Source organism: Pseudoalteromonas lipolytica (genome assembly GCF_003515105.1).
Lineage (GTDB): Bacteria > Pseudomonadota > Gammaproteobacteria > Enterobacterales > Alteromonadaceae > Pseudoalteromonas > Pseudoalteromonas lipolytica.
Genome location: NZ_CP032090.1, coordinates 2,950,270 through 2,969,718, shown reverse-complemented (window position 1 = coordinate 2,969,718; position 19,449 = coordinate 2,950,270). Strand labels below are relative to the sequence as shown.

General features: G+C 39.1%; 17 protein-coding genes and 2 pseudogenes. 9 read left to right on the top strand and 10 right to left on the bottom strand.

Features of this window, described 5'->3' with window-relative positions:
• Nucleotides 1–37: 37 nt before the first annotated feature.
• A pseudogene (locus D0907_RS13330) lies at nucleotides 38–599 on the top strand (manganese efflux pump MntP).
• 1 nt (nucleotide 600) lies between these two features.
• Here D0907_RS13330 and D0907_RS21165 read toward each other — a convergent pair.
• From D0907_RS21165 to D0907_RS13295, 7 genes are all read right to left on the bottom strand, one after another.
• Nucleotides 601–753 carry a GDCCVxC domain-containing (seleno)protein gene (locus D0907_RS21165; protein ID WP_478212422.1) on the bottom strand — a complete coding sequence of 51 codons (153 nt, stop codon included), beginning with the start codon at nucleotides 751–753 and terminating at the stop codon, nucleotides 601–603.
• Between the two features lie 53 nt (nucleotides 754–806).
• On the bottom strand, nucleotides 807–1,196 hold the full coding sequence (gene merC / locus D0907_RS13320) for an organomercurial transporter MerC (RefSeq protein WP_016708222.1): 390 nt from the start codon (nucleotides 1,194–1,196) through the stop codon (nucleotides 807–809).
• A 60-nt stretch (nucleotides 1,197–1,256) separates the two neighbouring features.
• The gene (locus D0907_RS13315) at nucleotides 1,257–1,634 is read right to left on the bottom strand and encodes a MerR family transcriptional regulator (RefSeq protein ID WP_016708221.1); all 378 of its coding nucleotides are present in this window, start codon (nucleotides 1,632–1,634) and stop codon (nucleotides 1,257–1,259) included.
• 222 nt (nucleotides 1,635–1,856) lie between these two features.
• Nucleotides 1,857–2,321 carry a hypothetical protein gene (locus D0907_RS13310; RefSeq protein ID WP_016708220.1) on the bottom strand — a complete coding sequence of 155 codons (465 nt, stop codon included), beginning with the start codon at nucleotides 2,319–2,321 and terminating at the stop codon, nucleotides 1,857–1,859.
• Nucleotides 2,318–4,402 (bottom strand): site-specific integrase, encoded by a 2,085-nt coding sequence (locus D0907_RS13305; protein WP_045979590.1) that lies wholly within the window; start codon nucleotides 4,400–4,402, stop codon nucleotides 2,318–2,320. Before D0907_RS13305 ends, D0907_RS13310 begins: the two co-directional genes overlap by 4 nt.
• On the bottom strand, nucleotides 4,399–7,170 hold the full coding sequence (locus D0907_RS13300; protein ID WP_062566146.1) for a hypothetical protein: 2,772 nt from the start codon (nucleotides 7,168–7,170) through the stop codon (nucleotides 4,399–4,401). Before D0907_RS13300 ends, D0907_RS13305 begins: the two co-directional genes overlap by 4 nt.
• Nucleotides 7,154–8,644, bottom strand: coding sequence for a site-specific integrase (locus D0907_RS13295; RefSeq protein WP_045979589.1), 1,491 nt, complete (start codon nucleotides 8,642–8,644; stop codon nucleotides 7,154–7,156). The genes D0907_RS13300 and D0907_RS13295 overlap by 17 nt, the downstream gene beginning before the upstream one ends.
• A gap of 85 nt (nucleotides 8,645–8,729) precedes the next feature.
• Between D0907_RS13295 and D0907_RS13290 the strand changes: the two are divergent.
• The 3 genes and pseudogenes from D0907_RS13290 to D0907_RS13280 all read left to right on the top strand — a co-directional run.
• Nucleotides 8,730–8,987: pseudogene (locus tag D0907_RS13290) on the top strand (PhoH family protein); the annotation flags it as partial.
• Nucleotides 8,988–9,049: 62 nt separating this feature from the next.
• Entirely contained in the window at nucleotides 9,050–12,490 is a 3,441-nt protein-coding gene (locus D0907_RS13285; RefSeq protein WP_065979679.1) for a PAS domain-containing hybrid sensor histidine kinase/response regulator, read from the top strand.
• Nucleotides 12,459–13,376, top strand: a complete 918-nt coding sequence (locus tag D0907_RS13280) for a GGDEF domain-containing response regulator (RefSeq protein ID WP_036966017.1) — start codon at nucleotides 12,459–12,461, stop codon at nucleotides 13,374–13,376. The genes D0907_RS13285 and D0907_RS13280 overlap by 32 nt, the downstream gene beginning before the upstream one ends.
• A 36-nt stretch (nucleotides 13,377–13,412) precedes the next feature.
• On the opposite strand, the gene D0907_RS13275 is transcribed toward D0907_RS13280, so the two are convergent.
• Together D0907_RS13275 and D0907_RS13270 are read right to left on the bottom strand one after the other, a co-directional pair.
• Nucleotides 13,413–13,796, bottom strand: a complete 384-nt coding sequence (locus tag D0907_RS13275; RefSeq protein ID WP_036966020.1) for a DUF3192 domain-containing protein — start codon at nucleotides 13,794–13,796, stop codon at nucleotides 13,413–13,415.
• A gap of 160 nt (nucleotides 13,797–13,956) precedes the next feature.
• Entirely contained in the window at nucleotides 13,957–14,901 is a 945-nt protein-coding gene (locus D0907_RS13270; protein ID WP_065979680.1) for a D-2-hydroxyacid dehydrogenase, read from the bottom strand.
• Between the two features lie 92 nt (nucleotides 14,902–14,993).
• Between D0907_RS13270 and zntR the strand changes: the two genes are divergently transcribed.
• The 4 genes from zntR to D0907_RS13250 all read left to right on the top strand — a co-directional run bounded on the left by zntR (nucleotide 14,994) and on the right by D0907_RS13250 (nucleotide 18,414).
• Nucleotides 14,994–15,407 (top strand): Zn(2+)-responsive transcriptional regulator, encoded by a 414-nt coding sequence (gene zntR / locus D0907_RS13265; protein WP_083202809.1) that lies wholly within the window; start codon nucleotides 14,994–14,996, stop codon nucleotides 15,405–15,407.
• Nucleotides 15,391–16,722, top strand: coding sequence for an SO_0444 family Cu/Zn efflux transporter (locus D0907_RS13260; RefSeq protein ID WP_118844609.1), 1,332 nt, complete (start codon nucleotides 15,391–15,393; stop codon nucleotides 16,720–16,722). The genes zntR and D0907_RS13260 overlap by 17 nt, the downstream gene beginning before the upstream one ends.
• Before the next feature lie 153 nt (nucleotides 16,723–16,875).
• Entirely contained in the window at nucleotides 16,876–18,006 is a 1,131-nt protein-coding gene (locus D0907_RS13255) for a 1-acyl-sn-glycerol-3-phosphate acyltransferase (RefSeq protein WP_074988933.1), read from the top strand.
• Nucleotides 18,007–18,168: 162 nt separating this feature from the next.
• Complete coding sequence (locus D0907_RS13250) at nucleotides 18,169–18,414, top strand: DUF1289 domain-containing protein (protein WP_036966031.1); 246 nt, start codon at nucleotides 18,169–18,171, stop codon at nucleotides 18,412–18,414.
• On the opposite strand, the gene D0907_RS13245 is transcribed toward D0907_RS13250, so the two are convergent.
• Nucleotides 18,411–19,112, bottom strand: a complete 702-nt coding sequence (locus tag D0907_RS13245) for a type 2 periplasmic-binding domain-containing protein (RefSeq protein ID WP_231387282.1) — start codon at nucleotides 19,110–19,112, stop codon at nucleotides 18,411–18,413. The two genes, D0907_RS13250 and D0907_RS13245, sit on opposite strands and share 4 nt — an antisense overlap.
• A gap of 134 nt (nucleotides 19,113–19,246) precedes the next feature.
• Between D0907_RS13245 and D0907_RS13240 the strand changes: the two genes are divergently transcribed.
• On the top strand, nucleotides 19,247–19,447 hold the full coding sequence (locus D0907_RS13240) for a DUF3283 family protein (RefSeq protein WP_036966037.1): 201 nt from the start codon (nucleotides 19,247–19,249) through the stop codon (nucleotides 19,445–19,447).
• The last annotated feature ends 2 nt before the right edge of the window (nucleotides 19,448–19,449 follow it).

Here is a 19,449-nt window from a genome sequence, read left to right as displayed (position 1 = left end):
CGTAATCTTATAACAATTTTATTCAGGTTTAATCGATTTGTTTGAAGTATTTGTATTAGCTATAGCACTCAGTATGGACGTGTTTGCAGTATCCATAGGCTTAGGTTCTAAAGAAGTAGCAAATGCTGAAAAACTCTTTATTAAAGCCGTTGCTTATTTTGGATTTTTCCAAGGCTTTATACCTCTTTTAGGCTATTACAGCGGTAAAGGATGATCATCTTGGATTGAAGATTATGCACCTTGGATAGCTTTTATTTTGCTATTATTTATCGGTGGCAAAAATGATTTATGAGTCCCAATCTGAAGGAATTGAAGAAGATATTGCTAATGTTACTCATCGTGTGCTATTTGTTCTTGCTATTGCCGCCAGTATTGATGCAATGGCGGCAGGTTATGCAATCACATTGCTTGAGGTAGACATAGCCGTAGCTTGCTTGATAATAGGCGTCACGACGTTTGCCTTTAGCTAGATTGGTGTGAATATCGGCGAAAGAAGTGGCGTATGGCTGGAGTCTAAAGCTGAACTATTTGGTGGTTTAGTGTTAATCGCAATCGCATTTAAGATATTACTTGGTTGGCACAGAACCACCGAATACTAGGCTACTTACCTGAGCAACATGCATTGCCTTCTTGAATAGGAGGACACTTAACTGTTCCATAAGAGCAGTAAACGCAACAATCACCTTTGAACGGTTTAAGTAGTGCTTTACAGCTTTCGCATTCGTAATACCATTGGCAAGCGTTTGTAGGCATGGTTTCAACTTTGCTAAATCCACATTCAGGGCAAGTTATCTTAGATTTTAATTCTATACCTTGCATACTGGTTCCTTAATGGGCTTAACAATATCTAAAATAGACATTACGACCATCCAAATGATCCCAAAGTAAAATAAGTAAGTGCTCCAGTCGTATTGCCATAAAGGATAAAGGGTCAGCAATACTGCAATTGGGCCAATGACACTTAAAATGCCTCTTAATGACTCTCGATGTTGATACCAATTATAGAAATTAACTAACAACGCTAGTGAAGCAAATAATGGCAATAAGGTGTTCACCGCTATCCCTTCAAAATGTGAAAGAAAACCTAACCCAAGCGCAGATGCCAATGAGCCGAGCGCAGGAAAACATGCTGTGCAACTAAGGGCGGCTAGCCAAACGCCACCAGAACCTACTTTATCTAGAATTTTATTGATCATAACTATCTACCTCAATTTTTAAGGTAGTATAAACTCCGTACATAAGTACGGGGTCAATAGCTATTTAAGTGAATTTATTACCGGGCAGGATTGAGGGTCTTGATTGGCCTTGCAAGAATCTGTCATATCTTGAATTACTTTCTCTAACCGCTGTAAATCAGCAATTTTATTACGGATGAGATTAAGTTTTTGCAATCCCATCGATTCTATATCAGCGCAACTGCTACTTAGTGACATCAGTGATTCAATTTCTTTCAGCGTAAACCCTAATGCTTTAGCTTTCAGAATAAATTTGAGTTGATTAGCGTGTGTCTCGTCATACTTTCGATAACCTGATTCGGGTTTTGGAGGCTGCTCTATTAAACCTTGGCGCTCATAAAAGCGGATCGTTTCAACATTGATATCTAAATCTTTTGCCAGTTTTCCAATGGTTCTCATAAACATACTCTTTAGAAGCAGAGACATCATTATACAATTAATGCGGATTGCCTAAACTCAATTTTATTGCATGAACGGGGTCGCTAAGCGTCCGCTTTGTAGAATTAAGTTCACATATCCAGATCACTCTGACCGTCTCTTGTTCGCTCTTGCTGCCTGTCAGGTGAAGTCTAAACCTAATCAACAAAACTGTAAGATGAGATATGAGCTACTACATCTAATCTATTGTTTCGTTGAAACTAATTCAATAATTTCACCAGTAGACGTATCCACTCTTATTTCTGTATGTTGCCCTGAGTGCTGAAGTTGATTTTTTAAATCAGCATTAATCAGTTTGAGCTTATCTATTTCAGCGTACATTTCTTGTAATCGCACCAGTAGCTTTTCAAAATCCTTATCGATTTCCTTAGGGTCAATCTCGTTTTTTTGCTTTTCTTTAGCAAGCTTGCTTTTTAGTTCGGCTACCTTTGTTCTGAGTTGTTTTATTAAATTATCTTTATTTTTTTCTTCCCAAGTTAATTGAGCTTTTTCAATATTTTCTCGTAACTTTACCCATTTTTCTTCTTCTTTAGATAGATTTGCAATATTTCTTTTAGCTCTCGTTGCTACTGCATTTTTGGTTATCTTGCTGCCATCAGATTTCATCTCTTCAAAAGCACGTTTTATATCATCGTATGCGCTACTCATGCTTGTTCTCCTTGGTTTGTATGCGCTTTGCCTTCATCTAATACATAGTCAGCTGCTGCTATATTATTTTTCCAGTGAATAGCAAATAGCTCGTAATCTTCTTGCTCTTCTTTGGTTAATGCCGCATATGCCTCTAGTTTCTGCGTTGCTTCTTTTTTTATTATTTGCCAATTGACCTTGTGGCGTTTGGTAATGATTTTACTACCACAATACACACAGCCACTAGGGATTCCTGCTCCTTTTATCTTGCAAGCTTCTCCCGCAGTGCAGTACCCCGTAGGTAAGCCACGTATGTTTTTAATATTTTTGACGAGAAATTTTTTCAGTTCTTCAATTGAACTGAAATGGATCTGCTTAATCACAGTCGAATCTTTACTTTGACTATCAGTAATACCTATTATCAGATCTTTAGATGTTTTATTAATTTGCTCACCAGCACCACCTTTAAGTGATTGTGACTCGGCTTCATCTATTAACTCTTCTGCAACACGGTCAATTAAAATCTCATTAAACTCTTCAGTAGTTTTAATTAAAGTTGTTGAGGCCAAAAATGCTCTTCGAGTATAAACAAACGTCATTAGGCTAGTTAAATGTTTAAATTGATATCTAATATCATCAAGCTCACCTAATTTATTGGCAATGACAAAGTAGGCCAACGTATGTCGAAACATGTGAGCGGTTAATCTAAACGTATCGCCTTCTTCGTATGGGACACCTCTATTCTCTCCTCTAACTTCTTTGTAGTTAGATTCAAGGCGTTCAAGCTCTGCTATATCATCATCGTCTAGAGTTAAGTCAAAAAGCTCAATGTTTTCACTGTTTTTAACCTCAAATTTTGTGAATCGCCCAGCATCGCTAAAACTAACACTACAGCTACTATGTGAAACCCCGAAAAGACGGTTTCTTTCTAACCCTTCTTTCAAATTGTGTGCTTGACTACTTGTTATATTGGCTCTGCATGAAGAAAGTACAGCTTTTGCCCTTTCTTGCATACCGATCACATATTTTTCGTAAATACCAACACACTCATGTACTTCAGCGTTTGAAAACCATTCCATCTCAACCTTACTGTTGTCGGTTTTGGTCATAATTGCCGTAATGTAATAAATATCATCTTTGTAATTGGCACAGCCAACCTTGCATGTAAGTACTTCGTTATATCTCATACCTGTATAGGCCAAGATATTAATGTATGTGGCTAATTTTAAATCTTCTAATTCTTCGGATAATTGAATGAATTCCTCTTCATTGGGTAAGTTTCTTACATGTTTTGCTATTAGCTCACCTGTATTCATTTTGGGCGGTGGTTCAATGGAGCCTTCATGTAAACTATCTATTAAGCGTGCATTTAATTCTAGCCATCGTTCTATCTTATCCTTAGAGTTTTCAACTATTTTTTCTGCAAACTTCAGAATTTTTTTCATTACTTTAGTAGGAATGACAGGGTGCGAATAAGTGACTGGTCTCGGATGGTGTAACTCGTTTAGTTGGTTAAGCACATTAATAAAAACACTACACACCTTAGGGCCAAAAAGACGAAAGCTTCGTTGCACGTCAAATAGTTTAGTAAATGAGTGTGATTGTCTGTAAATAGCTATTTTCCCGACTTCATATAAATAGTCTTTTATGAGATTCCTAATAACTAAGTCAGATTTGAACTCCAACTCATGAAATGAGTGATAACCTCTTTGTCTTAAGAAGGCTGCAATTAAATTTAGATACGTTACATCATTTTGAAGTGTAGAGATTTTTAGAGGTTTACCGCCTACAACATCACCATGTGTGAGTTTAATTAGTGAATAAATTCGAATTTGATATGCTAATTCATCAACACCTTTAAAATTCACATTTCTTTGCGTTTCTTCATAGCTTATCCAAGTGTCATCGCCAAAGTGAATAGTGCCATGTTTAGCAATATTCAATGCTCTGTTTTCCCACAAAGCAATCGAATTAAAAGCGCTAGTATCATCAACTTTAAAATCTTCTAACACCTGAACCAAAGGTTTTATAGTGATTTGACCTGTATGTGTTTTTACAACAGCGATATCAAGTAGTTTTGTTTTAGTTATCTCTTTGGTCATAGCAAACCTGTGTTTTTCCAATGAGGATGAATACCCTCTGTTCTCAATAATTCTTTTCCATCAATCACAGCTTGAGCATTAAGCTTGGCAATATCAGTTAATATTTCGTTAACTCTATTTTTCAACTGCTCTATGTTTTCCAGTTGCTCTGTTACAGAGTCAAATGTTGCGGCTGAGTTTTCCATATCAGCAACAACAAAATCCCGGTATGACAAAAGTTTCCAAACATGCAATGCGTCAGCAACACAGCGATAGAACGGACACCACAAGCATGCGTTAAAGTCGGCACATGCATGCTCGTTTGTATCTCGCTGGTCTAATAATTTCCTGTTTTGAGATTCGAATGCCACTACTGCGGATTTATCTTTTGAGTTAATGCATGTGCCATTCGGGACTTTTTTACCGTCTTCTGGTGGAGTCTGCAAAATGATTACTTTGTCGGTAACATCGCGAACAAAATAGTCTGCCATTGTTTTTGTCGCTCTGTTGATTGTCATTGCAACATCTTTGTTATCTTGCATTAAATAATGACGCAAGAACGTTTCATAAGAGTGCTTGCCAGCTTTTTGATACCACTTAAATTCTTTGGCAACTTTTCGGTAAATGTAGTTAAGCCCTGATTTTCTGATCTTTTGCGAATTAAATACGATATCACACCCAAGCTCAGTCAATATCCTATCTATAGTGGTCTTGAAACGTGATGCTGTTAATAATTGAATCTTTACTTCTCCAATACTATTTACTTTGGGAAAAACAAAAATTCTTTTTGATAGGTTCTCAATAGAAGGGCGGTAAATAGACGTAAGTCTAGTCGCAGCCTTAATATCAAATATTACTGGTTCGACAACGTCGCCGTATAAGACGCCTTCTTTTTCTAGATCTTCGGCTTTAATTTCAAATTTATGCCATTGAGTTTGATAATTAGCTCGGCGTTTAAATAAACGAAGAGCAGGAGTTTTACTTGAATGTAATGGCGTGTTAAAGAAAAATAAGTCGTCAGTATCAAGCTCTAGCGTAGGAGTTGAATTCCAACCAGTTTTCAATATGACTTTTGCTGCATAAAGTGTAACTTTGTCTTTAATTGTGAGTAAGGTCTCAGAAAGCCCTTTTTCTATGTAATATGCTAATTCTACTACTTCTCTATATGAGTAGAGTTTATCTTGATTCTGAGATAGTTGCTCTTGATGTTGTGCAGTTAATTCGGTGTTGACCGGAAAGCTTTTAATAGTATCTAGACCATAAAACGATAGTAATTTGTCGATAGCGCTCTGATATTGATTACCAACAAAAACCGACAAATCGCCTTGTTTTGATTTTAGTTGAATTGCCTCTCTTATAGCCTTTAGTATCTCACAGTTATTTTCAACAAAAGCATGAACCCCATGACTGGCAATAAGCTTCATTTGTTCATCTGTTAATGATGATGCATTTTCTTTCAATGCTCTAGCCATACTACCTATGTAACCTTTGAGAGTGACGATACCTATGCTCTCGCCATCAATTCGCTTTGTAAAAACTTTATGGTATTCGACTAGGTTTTGATAAAATTTATAGGCATTGTCATATACCCACTCATGCTTCTGCCATTCGGTAGTGTCACTTTCTTTAAGGTAATAGCCCAATGAGTAGGGTAATAAACTTTCCTTTGCGATTTTTTCACCCGTAACAAAGTGGTAAAGGTCCAATGCAGCGTTTAGTAGCAGTAAAAACTGCTGGTTATTTTGAGTTTCTTCTTGGTAATGCTTATAAAGGTATTTAAATCCCTGAAGGCCATTTTCTGCAAACCCTTGAATTCCACGCTCACTAAGCAGCTTAATTATTGGTGATGCTACGCTACCAGCACTATTCAACCACCTTGGAAATGATAAAGTTGAGGATCTAACTCTTGTTGTATTAGCTTCCGAAGCGCTTGCTATCTGATTTTTCAAAAAAGCATCAACTTCATTGCCAAATTTGGATGATATGCTTTGTGCATACCCTATTACTTCGGCTTCAGTTTTAAATTGATTGACTCTAGCTTTACCCCACACATCGGGTAGTATAAATTTTAAAAAAGTACGGAAGTTGTGATTGCATATAAATGATGAAACGAATTCCCTATCCTGTAATGTTGCCAATAATGGCAGTTTGACGCGTTCAGTATTCTTAAAAGTATCATGTAGACAAAGATTTATAATAGCTGTCGCAGTTTTGAGGATATTGTCCCCAATAGAAGAATCTTTGAGGCTTAATTCTGGAAGGACGAGATAGTCCAGATATTTATTTAGTAATTTACGAATCTCTTTTACTTGATGGAATTCAAGTTCGAATAATTTAGTTATGTCGATTGAAGTAGCCCCATTTACTAGCCTAAAAGGAGCGTTGATAGCGTTATCATAAAAATGAAACTTAGCTAAGTTTTCTAAGGCTTCTTCTATACGAGTAGCATAACTAGGTAGCTTGACATCATTTATTTCATTAATGCAAAAGTATTCCAGTTCTTGCCAAATTTCAAAGTCTGATAGAGCATTTAATCCCGAAGTTTGAATTGATGTCGCAGTATCTGTACTAACCTTATTAAGGGCTAGAGGAAGAGTGTGTTGTAAACTGACACAAGCATTCCGCAAGCGACTCATTGAAATAGCAGTGTCGTCATCTGCGCTAATATTGTTTTCTTTGTCATATGCCCTGTTAAATAAAACGTCTAACTGTTTGGCTAGAACAATTGAATGAGGTTTAAATCTAGCAGGAATACGATTGGACTTCCGCGTTTTAACTTGCTGCTGCATCTTCAGCCTCACGCATCAGTAATTCGTCAACATCACCGTAGATATCTTTCACCCACTCTGACATTGCTCCGTATGCATCCACTGCTACACTTTTGGCAAAGTCGATGTAACGTTTGGTTGTTTTAAAACTTTCGTGACTCATCAAGGTCATTAGTGTCTGTCTGATGGAACTCTCCGATTCACCTTTGTCAATTAGGTATTTAGCGACATAAGTAGCAAAGGTAGCGCGTAAGTCATGGAATGTGCGTAATAGTATTTCTAATCCCTGCTTCCTTTGTTCTTTTCTAACTATGGAAATAGTATTCCCCGGTGTATCTTCGCTTATCCGCGATCCTGAACTATTCATAAACAAAGGAAGCGGATGTTCACTATTGTCCATACCATGATTAGTCTCATGTTTGGTACGTCGCTTCATATTTTGAATTGTCAAAGTGTGATTGTACAAAAGCTTCATTAGAACTCGCGCTATTGTTAATCTCACTGGCTTATGTCCTTTTCGTACAATGTTCAATTTTGGAATACGTTTCTCGTTTTCTTTTTCATCAGGATCAAAAAGGTCTTTCTGGTCGATGGCTGAAATCTCAAAAGAACGAAGTCCACCTAGCAAAGCACATTGCAAATAAAGCTTATAAGTCTCTTTTTGAGCCGTATCCGTCTCCAGCAACTGTTTAAGTTCTTTTGGAGAATATGGTTGTAGATCTTTTTCGGGTGAGTCTTCCTTTTGTTTCAATGTATTTGGAATGCTCAAATTACTAACCCACTTCCATAAGCCTCCAGAACGTGTGTTGCTAGTAGGTAATTGAAACAATGAACTTACACTTGATTTAGCTTTCGATTTAATACGTACCTGTTTGTATTCAAGTGAGAAGGGGAGGCTATCTATAGCCCCGCGCTTATGGCTCCATATATAGAATGCTTTAACAGCTCTAATTCGTTCTTGAGCGCTGTTAAAGCTTATGCGTTTAGACTTATCTTTGGTTTCGACTCTTTCACATAAATGTTTGTGATATCTCCACACAGGTAACCTAGAAATATCATCATCTACAGATTGTTTTGAAAGTGGTGCAGTTATTACTTCAAAATAGGATGCATCATCTTTATCCAACCAATCTAAGAAAGCTTTTAAGTGCTTAGCTATACTGCAAACAGACTTAACATCTAATGGCTTTCCCGGTTGGCTGGCATGATAAGCGTCACTAAAAGCCTCATTGTCTATTTGATTCTTTTTGAGACTGAAATGACCTTCAAAGCGGTGCATTAAAAATAAGTTCATTTCTTGGCATTCGGTGAAGCGAGTCGGGTGATATAGCACTGGAAAATTAGGTTCTATTTTATCGTGCCTATATGAGTGAGTTCTGATGCCTTTTTCAGTCTTAATAGGTTGCCCTGATTTATCGAGGTGAAAAGACATTCCTTTTCCAAAGTTGACTGATGCTTTAATTATTTTAGTTTTTGTTGTATTTCGAAGTATCATTTTCGTTCACCTTTGATTCTTAGCTAGAGTATGTGTGTAAAAACTTTTTTGTTCAAGTTTATTAAGGGTATGATAGTATTATATCAATTCGGGGGTGATATTAGATGAAAGTCAAAATTTAACCGCCTCTCAATTGAAGACCATAATCACCCGCTGTGGTGAGGGCACGAAGTTAATTTGCTCAGGAAACTTAGCGCAAATCGATAGTAACTATTTAACCCCTGTTACCTCAGGTTTAACCTATATTGTTGAACGATTTAAAAATTTTGAAGGAAGTGCAACCGTTAACTTGAATGGTGTTGTTCGTAGTCGCTTGGCAAGCTTCGCTGAAGAAAATTTATAACTTGCCAGTGAATCTTTGCCTCGTTAATCTAGGTGTTACCGAGGCAAGGTACTTAAAATCGAGTGAATTTTTTACCACTAAAGCATTATTATCGTTCTCTGGCCGTGGCGCTTATTGTGCCATTGCTGGTGGCGTTTATTCTGTGTTTACACTTATATAATTTAAAGCTAGAACGCTCACAAGAAAGCCGACAAAGTAGTTTTAATAATATCTCTGCTCAGCTTGGTCATGCAATGCATGCGGCTGATGGATTGATTGATACGATGTTTAAGTTGTATGAGCAGCCATTATCATATGACTTTGACCCCAACTGGGCCCGCAATGTAAATCAGTTTGATCACTACTATTATCAACCCATAAAGGGAGGAGTGGGTGAAATTGTGGGGCAAGGTAAATTTGCATCCACTGCCTTTGCTCTTACTCAGTGGCGTCAAGTGCTTGCATTAGGGCCCTCGTTCAACACAACGCTGGCATTGATTCAATCGTTGCAAGGTGTTGCCTATGTTAACGAACAGGGTTTTGTTTATATAAAGCGCCGTTCAACAGCTGAAAGTGAATTGCTGACGAGTGTGTTGGATAATAAATTTCGACCGTCACGTTTAAATGATAAAGCGCTGGCCTCAAGTGCTGTAATTACTGTTAATGGCCACGCGTACTTTGCAATAGGAAAAAGACGAGCGTTACAAAGCGACGACTACATCATTTTAATTTATGACTTAGAGGCAATCTCTAAGTGGTTAATGAAAATTGCCCCGAGTAACGGCGAGTATATTTTCATTAATCAAGATAACCAAGTAATAGCCAGCTCAAGTAAAATATTAAAAACAGCGATTAATGCAGATGATTATTGGCCCGAAAGTGAGATAAACAAAAACACAAAAAGTCACAGTCACTTAGTGCAACCATCGTCTGATTTACCAATTTATACCCGTTACTTTGAATCTCAAAAAGCACTCAGTGGGCCTGTCCGCTACGACATGTTTATAGAATTTGTGTTCTTAAGTGTTTTTTTAGTCATGATGTTCAGCGCGGTATTTTGGTTGAGTCAGCGCATATTTGTAAAGCCAATGACTCACTTGATGAATTACCTAGAAAAACATGATGAAGGCCAACATACACTGGTAAATTATCGTATTCCTGCTGATTGGCAACCTTGGTTTAGCCGAGTTAAGCGGGTTTTTACCCGTAATGAAGAGCTTGTTCAATCATTGCAAGAGGCGAACAAAGCGCTTGATTCACAAGTGCAAGTTAAATCAAAACAATTGCGCCGCAGTATTGATGCCAAAGAACGTCATTTAGCCTTACTGAACACCATGCTTAATAATGTGCCAGATCTTATTTATTTTAAAAATATTGATGGTTCATTTTTAGGCTGTAACAAGGCGTATGAGAGTTATATCGGTTTACCGCAAGAAAAACTCGTTGGCCAGCAGTTATGTGATATCAGTGACGATAACGGCGAGCTAAGTGAACTTGAGCGACAAGTATTACAAGACCGCCAAGTGTATCAAAAACGTTTAGTAACCAATGATAAAACCTATCATTTGAGTATTGCGCCTTTTTATAACGAGCATCAACAATTATTGGGAACTATGGCGATAGGCCGTGATATTACTGAGCAGCACGCGGCATTAAACGCATTACAAAGCTCTGAAGCCAAATTACGCAGTGCAATGGAGTACGCTGCTAATGGGGTTATATTACTGTCTCTTGATTACCGCGTACTGCAAATGAATAAAGCGGCGCGTAAAATATTTTCACTAGAACGCAGTGATACCTTGAGCAGCCAATATAGGTTGGATGATTTGTTTGGCGAGCAATCACTAGACACGTTAAAAGGTACCTTACTTGAATTGCTCAGCGAAAAGAAAAAAGTGTATCACTTTAGTTTGCCCCAGCAAGAACAAAAATGTTGGCTACAAATTAGTGTTTCATTGGTATGGAATGGTGAAAAAAATCCAGATTACTTTGTTGTCCATGTCCAAGATATCACTGACTTAATACAAGCTAAAAATGACGCCGAGCGTGCCACATTAGCTAAAAGCCGCTTTATTGCCAATTTAAGTCATGAGATACGCACCCCACTTAATGCCGTACTGGGGCTAATAGATGTGATTGCGTTGCAAGGCTTGTCGTTGGAGCAGCGCACACATGCTGAGCAAGCGAAGTCAGCAGCCAACAGCTTATTGTCTTTATTAAACCGTATGCTCGATTTTGCCCGAGCCGAAAGTTCGCAAGTTAAATTAACTAAAGCCCCCTTTAGCCTGTCTGATTTAATTAATTATTGCGAAGGAATCGTCGCGCCACTGTGTAAAACGAAGGGGTTGGAATTCAGCGTTGAGTGCGATGAAAAGATCAATTCTAACCTAAGGGGCGATCAAATCTGTTTACAACAGGTGTTAGGTAATTTACTGACTAATGCCGCTAAATTCACAGAGCAAGGAAGCGTTAAATTAAGTTTAAACTTAGTCGAACAAACCTCTGAACAACAACTAATTTGCTTTGCTGTAAAAGACACCGGTATTGGGATTAGCGATGCGGATCAAAGTCGCTTATTTGATGCCTTTACACAAGGTGATGAGTCACTAACGCGTTCACATCAAGGCGTTGGGCTTGGGCTTGCAATTGTAAAGTACGAAGTGGCGTTAATGGGTGGCGAAATAAAACTAGCAAGTCAACGAGGCAAAGGCAGTGAATTTAGTTTCTGCTTACAGCTAGATAAAACCAGCGAACCGGCGAAAAAGGCGGTTGTATCCCTCCCTTCAAGTGCCGATTTATCGGGTCTATTAGTGTTAGCCGTAGATGATAACCCACTTAATCTAAGCATTATTAAAAGTATTTTAGAGCAAGCCGATATCACCGTTGTGTGTGCAGACAGTGGTGAAAAGGGCATTGAGCTTGCTAATTGTCTCAGACCTGACCTGATCTTTATGGATATTCAAATGCCCCAGATGGATGGCTGCCAAGCTACGCGTATAATTCGCCAGTCATTCACGAAAGAGCAAATGCCGATTTATGCATTAACAGCACACAGCGAAGCGGCTGACATAGAGCAATCCGTTGCGGCGGGCATGAATAAACACCTCACTAAACCCATTGTTGCCAGTACACTGTTTTTGGCGATGAGTGAACTTGAAGTACAGAAACAGGCTTTTTTTGACCGTACGTTTGTTCTCACTCAGTTTTCAAATAATACAGAATTAGTATTAACTATGCTGTCAAAGTTTGCGACCATGGCAGCACAACAGCTATTACAAATTTCAACATTAAAGACCACCGATGAGTTGATCAGAGTTGTCCATAATGTGAAAGGGTCGGCCGGTAATCTAGGCTTTAAACGTTTGTCAGCCTGCGCTCAGCAATGTGAGGCTAAGCTTAAAGCACAAGGCGAACTCCCTGAGTTATTAAACGATGAGTTGCAGTGGCAGATTAAACAAGTCATTGCATTTATCATCGAACAAGGATCTACAGATGCTAAAAAGAGCCAAGGTACTGATTGTTGATGACGATCCGTTGAACCGTTTGGTATTAGAAAAAACATTACAGCAAGATTATGATGTTTTTTGTGTTGAAAGTGGTGAAAAGGCACTGACGTTTTTAAAAACACAGTCCGTTGATTTACTGATTCTGGATATTGTTATGCCCGGTATTGATGGGTATGAGGTACTGAGCAAAATAAAAGAAAATACCGTCACAAATATGCTGCCTGTTATTTTTATTTCTGCTAATTCGAGCCATGACGACGAAGCAAAAGGCCTCGAGTTGGGGGCGATGGATTATATAACTAAACCCTTTAGTGCTGCGATTGTTCGTGCGCGTGTGCGTAATCAGTTATTAATCAAACAAAAAAATGACTTGCTCGAAATGCTAGCGTCAATCGATGGCCTGACTGAAATTCCTAATAGACGTTATCTAGATGAAAATCTTGCCCGAGAATGGCGTCGCTGTCGTCGCGATCAAACCCCTTTGTCTGTATTACTCATGGATGTGGATCATTTTAAACGGTTTAATGATTGCTATGGCCATCGAGCGGGTGATGATTGTTTAAAACGAATTGCTCATGCGCTTGTTGGGGCCTGCGAGCGAGGCAGTGACTTTGTGGCGCGCTATGGGGGGGAAGAGTTTGCGGCTGTTTTGCCTAATACAACGGCAACACAAGCAATCGCATTTGCTAATAAATTACGACATGCAGTGAGTAATTTAGGTATTCCCCATACCGCTTCGTTAAATTCGGATCATGTGACAATTAGTATCGGCATTGCGACCACAGAAACAGGGCAAGTATACGCTGAACAAACGCTGCTTGAAGAAGCTGACTTAGGGTTATATCAGGCTAAAGATGGCGGACGTGACCAAGTTGTGTCGAGATTAGTGAATGTGAGTGGGTAAAGAGTAGGCAAGGCCTACTCTGCCATTTTTGGCTAATTAGCCATTGCTCAGTGATTTATAAATGGTATCACCAACGCCAATTAGCTTATCGTTTTTAAATACTAGTGGTGTGCACTCATCTTTTGTCATTTTACCATCAGAGTGAATGCTATGAGTTGCATAAAACAATACTTGGTAAACATCGTCACCTTGTTTTAGTAATTCAGTGAAGTTAGGGGTGTGAAGTTTATTAAGTACCACTTGGTAGTTAGTATCAAGCGCAAGAGTCGAAATGATTTCGCGGTTATTTTTGTGCTGCTTTTGCCAGCTCGTCGATGAATCACCTGCCCAATGTGTTTCAGCTTCACCATCAGATACTGCAATGACACAGCCAGTTAAAAATGGTGCAGTAAGCGCTGCAATTAAAAGTGCTTTTTTCATTTTTTTATCCCTAGAATTTAATGTTTACGTTGCTCTTAATTAGCAATCAGCTTGCCACATTTTAAAAAGTAAATTAAATCAAGTGATTAGCTTTTAATTGGTCAATTGGCTAGGAGCTTTTTTGCAAACCATTTCGCTCAATTGACCAAAAAATTGCAATTTAGACCAACCTATTGCGCTCATTTCCTTGGTTAAATGCTTTGATATTTAACGCGATTTCTTTCACTAAGCGAATAATAGACTCTTTACTTGCCCAGGCAATGTGCGGCGTAAGTAATAAATTGTCGCCAGTGTATCGGGCAAGTGGGTTATCTGCCTCGGCGGGTTCTTTACTGAGTACATCAACACCCGCGCCAGCAATCACATTATTAGCAAGCGCAGATGCTAAATCAGCCTCATTAATAATCCCTCCACGGGCAGTATTAATAAGGATGGCAGAGGGTTTCATCATGTTCAGCTCATGAGCCGCAATTTGATCGCGAGTTTCTTCTGTTAACGGGCAGTGAACACTGATTATATCAGCCGTTTTTAATGCTTGCTCAAAACTAACGCGACCTTCACGCGGTGTATGTCCTTTACGTTCACTGATAATTACATGGGCACCAAATGCGGTTGCAACTTCAGCAACCGCTTTGCCCAACGAGCCGTAGCCAATAATTGCTAAGGTTTTCCCCGCTATTTCATTAAAGCTGTAATCTAAGCGACAAAACATCGGACTCTGCTGCCATAAACCTTGCTGGCAATCACGAATGTACTTGTGTGTGTTACCAAGCAGATTGGTGATCAATGTAAACGTGTGTTGAACCACTGAAGGTGTTGAATATCCGGCCACATTGGTCACGGCGATGTTATGGGCTTTTGCTGCTGGTAAATCAATATTATTGGTGCCTGTTGCAGCAACGCAAATTAATTTTAATTGAGGTAACTGCGCCATTGCTTGTTGATTTATAACTACTTTATTCGTTACTACTACATCAGCGTCTTGGCAGCGTTCAATTAATTCGTGCTGATTAGTTAGGTTATAGCAAGTGAGTGAACCTAATTGTGCCAGCTCATCTAACGAAGTGTCTGCTAATGTGGCGGCATCAAGGACGACGATATTCATATACTTTCCTTATTAATTTTTGCTTGACCTTAGGGTGTACTCCAAGGTTTATAGTGAGCATAATAAATAAACGCTTCACAATGGAGACAGTGATGAAAATAGGTGAGTTTGCCCGTCAATTAGGCGTCTCAACAGATACGTTAAGGTACTACGAAAAACATGGTTTGTTAACGCCAAGTTCGCGTTCTGAGGTGGGATATCGGTTTTACTCTGATGCAGATTACAAGCAAATGTCGTTCATTTTGCGGGCAAAAAACGTTGGTTTTAGTCTGTCTGAAATAAAAGAGTTATTGCAAATTAAGTTTCATAAAAATCAGCATTCATGCCATGAGGTTAAAGCAATGACATTACAAAAACGTGATTTAGTGGCCGCACGCATTGCTGAACTCACGCGTTTTTATGACTCTCTTTCATTATTAGCAGATAAATGTTGTGGTGGTGAAGAGCCCGCTGAGAACTGCTCGATACTGACGACACTGGAGGATATTGATGGACTTACTCAATAATTTTTGGCAGTTATTCTTATTATCTGCCCCATGGCTAATGTTAGGTTTATTGATTGCTGGTTTATTAAATGTGTATTTACCGGCCAATTTTCTCAATCGTCACTTAGGAAAAGAGGGGCTTTGGACAACCATTAAGGCTGCTTTTATTGGTGCGCCTATGCCATTGTGTTCGTGTGGTGTTATTCCAGCAGCAATAGGGCTTAGAAGAGCGGGAGCATCGAAAAGTGCGACGACGGCATTTTTAGTTTCAACACCCGAAACAGGCGTTGATTCAGTGTCAGTCTCGTATGTTTTATTGGGACCATTTATGGCCATTATACGCCCAATCGCAGCGGTGTGCAGCGCGATAGCTGCGGGTGTCTTGGTTGGGAAAGACCATGAAATTCATTCACAGCATAAGCATCAAGCCGCCACTGCAGATGATAATAGTGCAGGCTGTTGCAGCAGTAATACCGCAGCTGAAGTTAAAAAAGAGCCGAGCTGTTGCAGCAGCAATACTTCGGCTGAAGTTAAAAAAGAGTCGAGCTGTTGCAGCAGTAATACTTCGGCTGAAGTTAAAAAAGAGCCGAGCTGTTGCAGCAGTAATATCGCAGCTGAAGTTAAAAAAGAGTCGAGCTGTTGCAGCAGTAATGCTTCGGCTGAAATTAAAAAAGAGCCGAGCGGCTTTAGCACTGAAGATTCTGCATCGATAAAAGCAGACCGTTGCTGTAAAAGCGAAAAGCCCAGTCTTTCGATAGAGAGCCGTGTTGCTAAATTTAAACGCGCTATTCGTTTTAGCTGCAATAAACTGTTAGAAGACACCATGGTGTGGCTGGTGATTGGTCTCTTTTTCGCGGCGCTAGTGCAAACGTATGTTCCTGAGTCTTATTTAAGTCAATGGGGAAGCGGTATTTTTGCGATGCTGGTGGTGATACTGATTAGTATACCAATGTACATTTGTGCGACTGCCTCGACCCCGATAGCAGCAGGGTTACTGTTAAGTGGCGTATCCCCTGGTGCGGTATTGGTGTTTATGCTTGCAGGTCCTGCGACGAATATCGCCACCTTGGGAGTGGTGGGAAAGGAGTTAGGTAAACGCGCGGTGTTTGCTTATTTAACTGGGGTAATCGGAATGGCTTTACTGTTTGGCTTTTTAACGGATTACTTAGTGGATGAATTTGGCTTTGTAGTGGCTCCCATGATGGGCACTGAACACGAGGTTCTACCGCATTGGTTAAGCCTTTCTTCGGGTATCATTTTGGCTATTTTAATGCTGAGATTAGTGTTTAAAATGGCATTAAAAAAGTTCGTTGATACTGGTAAGAGCATTGCCTAATTAATTGTTGTAAAAATAAAAATTTTATCAGTATAAGGAAATATTTAGGTTAACTATCGCGTCTCGGTTCGCATTTAAAATTGCCTGAGTTATAATCCGCCAACTATTTAAACGGTACGCCATGCGTGCCGTTTTTTAACTTAAGCAGTTTTTATGAGTGAATGTGTGGATAAATACGCCGATATTAGACCTTACAATGATGACGAAGTCGCTGATTCAGTCGCCCGATTAATTGCTGATAATGCCTTTGTGGATGTTATCGCCAAGTATAATCTGCCGCGCTTTTTATCTTATTTTCCATTTATAACTCGCCCATTAGTGCGCCAGCAATTAAGAAAAAAGTGGGGAAATACGCAATCTGTTGAGCAAGTTCAACAAGAGGTGGCCAGCTATTTAAATAAACTGATCACCCGTACCACATCTGAAGTGACATTTTCGGGTCTTGATAAACTGGATCCAAAACAAGCGTATTTGTTCATTTCAAATCACCGCGATATTGTCTTGGATCCTGCGTTAGTTAACTGGGGTTTGTTTAAACACAACATGCCGACAGTGCGCATCGCCATTGGTGATAATTTGCTGCAAATTCCGTATATCACTGAGTTAATGCGCTTAAATAAAAGCTTTATAGTGAAACGTTCAGCAAAAGCACCCAAAGAAATGCTCAAAGCGTTATCACAACTCTCAGCCTATATTTATGATTCATTGTCAGAGGGCCATTCAATTTGGATTGCACAAAAAGAAGGGCGTGCAAAAGATGGTTTTGATCAAACGGATCCTGCACTGCTTAAAATGTTGCAGCTACAAGGTCGTAAACAGAAAAAAGAATTTGCTGATTACGTTCGCGAATTAAAAATAGTGCCAGTCTCTATCTCGTATCAATATGAACCGTGTGCGATTGCGAAAGCGAAAGAGCTTTATCACAAACAGCATCACGGCCAATATGTAAAGCAACAAGGTGAAGACATTGCCAGCATTGTTGAGGGCTTTAGCACAGCAAAAGGGCATGTACATTTAGCGTTTGGTGAGCCAATTGAATCTGGCTGCGAGTCACCAGAAGAGCTTGCAAAAACGATTGACCAGCAAATTGTTGATTCGTTTTTCTTACACCCAGGTAACTATATTGCGGGGGGGTGTAAGCAGGCCGTGATTGATAAAAAAGATGCTGAAGCGTTTAATGCGCGTTTAGCTAAAGTACCTGAAGAGTTAAAGCCACTGGTTTTAGCAATGTACGCGAAACCTTTTCATCGCAAAGCAGAACTTTCTACGAGCGAATCAGATTAAATAATCTAAAGTTGATAGAATGCGTTCGCATTTAAATCAATGTGCTAATTACTTTTTTAAGCAATGTTTTGATTCGTTAAATGAGCCACTTTTTGAAGTGGCTTTTTTTATGATTAATTTTCGGGCTATACTTCTAAGATGATTAATTAACTGGCAATTGTGATGCAACAAATTGAAATATTTGAGATCCCAAGCCCTTGCAAAGGGATTTGTCAGGTTAATAATCGGGGCTATTGTAAAGGCTGTTATCGCAGTCGCGATGAACGGTTTTACTGGAATCAGCTGAGTAATGCTGAAAAACGCAAAGTAATCAGCTTATGTCAGCAGCGTTATAAGCGTTATTTACAGAAAAAACAGTTGGCAGAAAATAACCAACCGACACCTGAACAAGGCGGATTTGATTTTTAAAACTCGGTGAGATTGTATTTCGTTTTTAGTGTGCGCACCGTGCCATCGGCTTCAAGCTTTTTAAGAATATTTGTCAGTTGCGGAATAAGTGCTGCGTGGCGTTTATGCACAAAGTGAAAGCTTTGCATCGACATTAAAATCTCTTTATTAAAAGCCGCTTGGTTAAAGTCAGGGTGTTTTGTAGAGAGTAAAAAGTCTAATAAAATGGTGCCTTCAACGCGTTTTTGAGTCAATAAATTCAATTGAGCCGTGACGTTTCTTACCTTTATCACATCACCTTTAATGGGATTTTCTTCTATGTAGCTCTGTGCTGCGGGATAACTTGACTGAATAGCGAGTGACTTAATATCACGATAATTGCATTGCTTGCAGTTTTTTAATAACACAAGGTTAAATTCGAACAGGGGAAAGTCGACCTTTAATAAATTTGGATAATCGCGGGTAACAAAATCAATACGCCCTAACTGTCCATCAAGCACACCTTGGTTTGCAGCTGCTAACGAACCTTGATGATTAAAATCAATAACGTGAAGCTCATAACCTATCTCTTTATAAGCGGTACTCAATAAGTCAATCACATAACGTGCTTGCGGTGTGTCGGCTGGGCGATTAAAAATTAAAATATGAGAATTTGCGCTGCTAGGAAAGCAAAAAAACAGCAGAATAATGGTCAAACTAGGTATCAGAAATTTTGGCAACGTGCGTTCCTTGCGAGCATGTATTCGGCGTTAATTTACTGTTATGTGTTTCCAAAATCAAGGTTTAAAATAGGCGATTAATTTGAAGCAACTTTGTTATACTTCATAAATCAATACACTGTTGCTGAGAAAGTATGAGCTTTAATTTATGTAAATTGCCTCGAGAGCAAAAATATCAAATTCAATTAGACTACGAAGCCTCTTTTTGGGCCTACCAGATTAAACGTGGAAAAAATACCCGCGAAGGGGTGTATACAGCAATTAATAATCGTCCTATGTCAGAGCAAGCCTTTTTAAAACAACAGTTTGAGCATTACTTATCCTTAATGAGTTAATC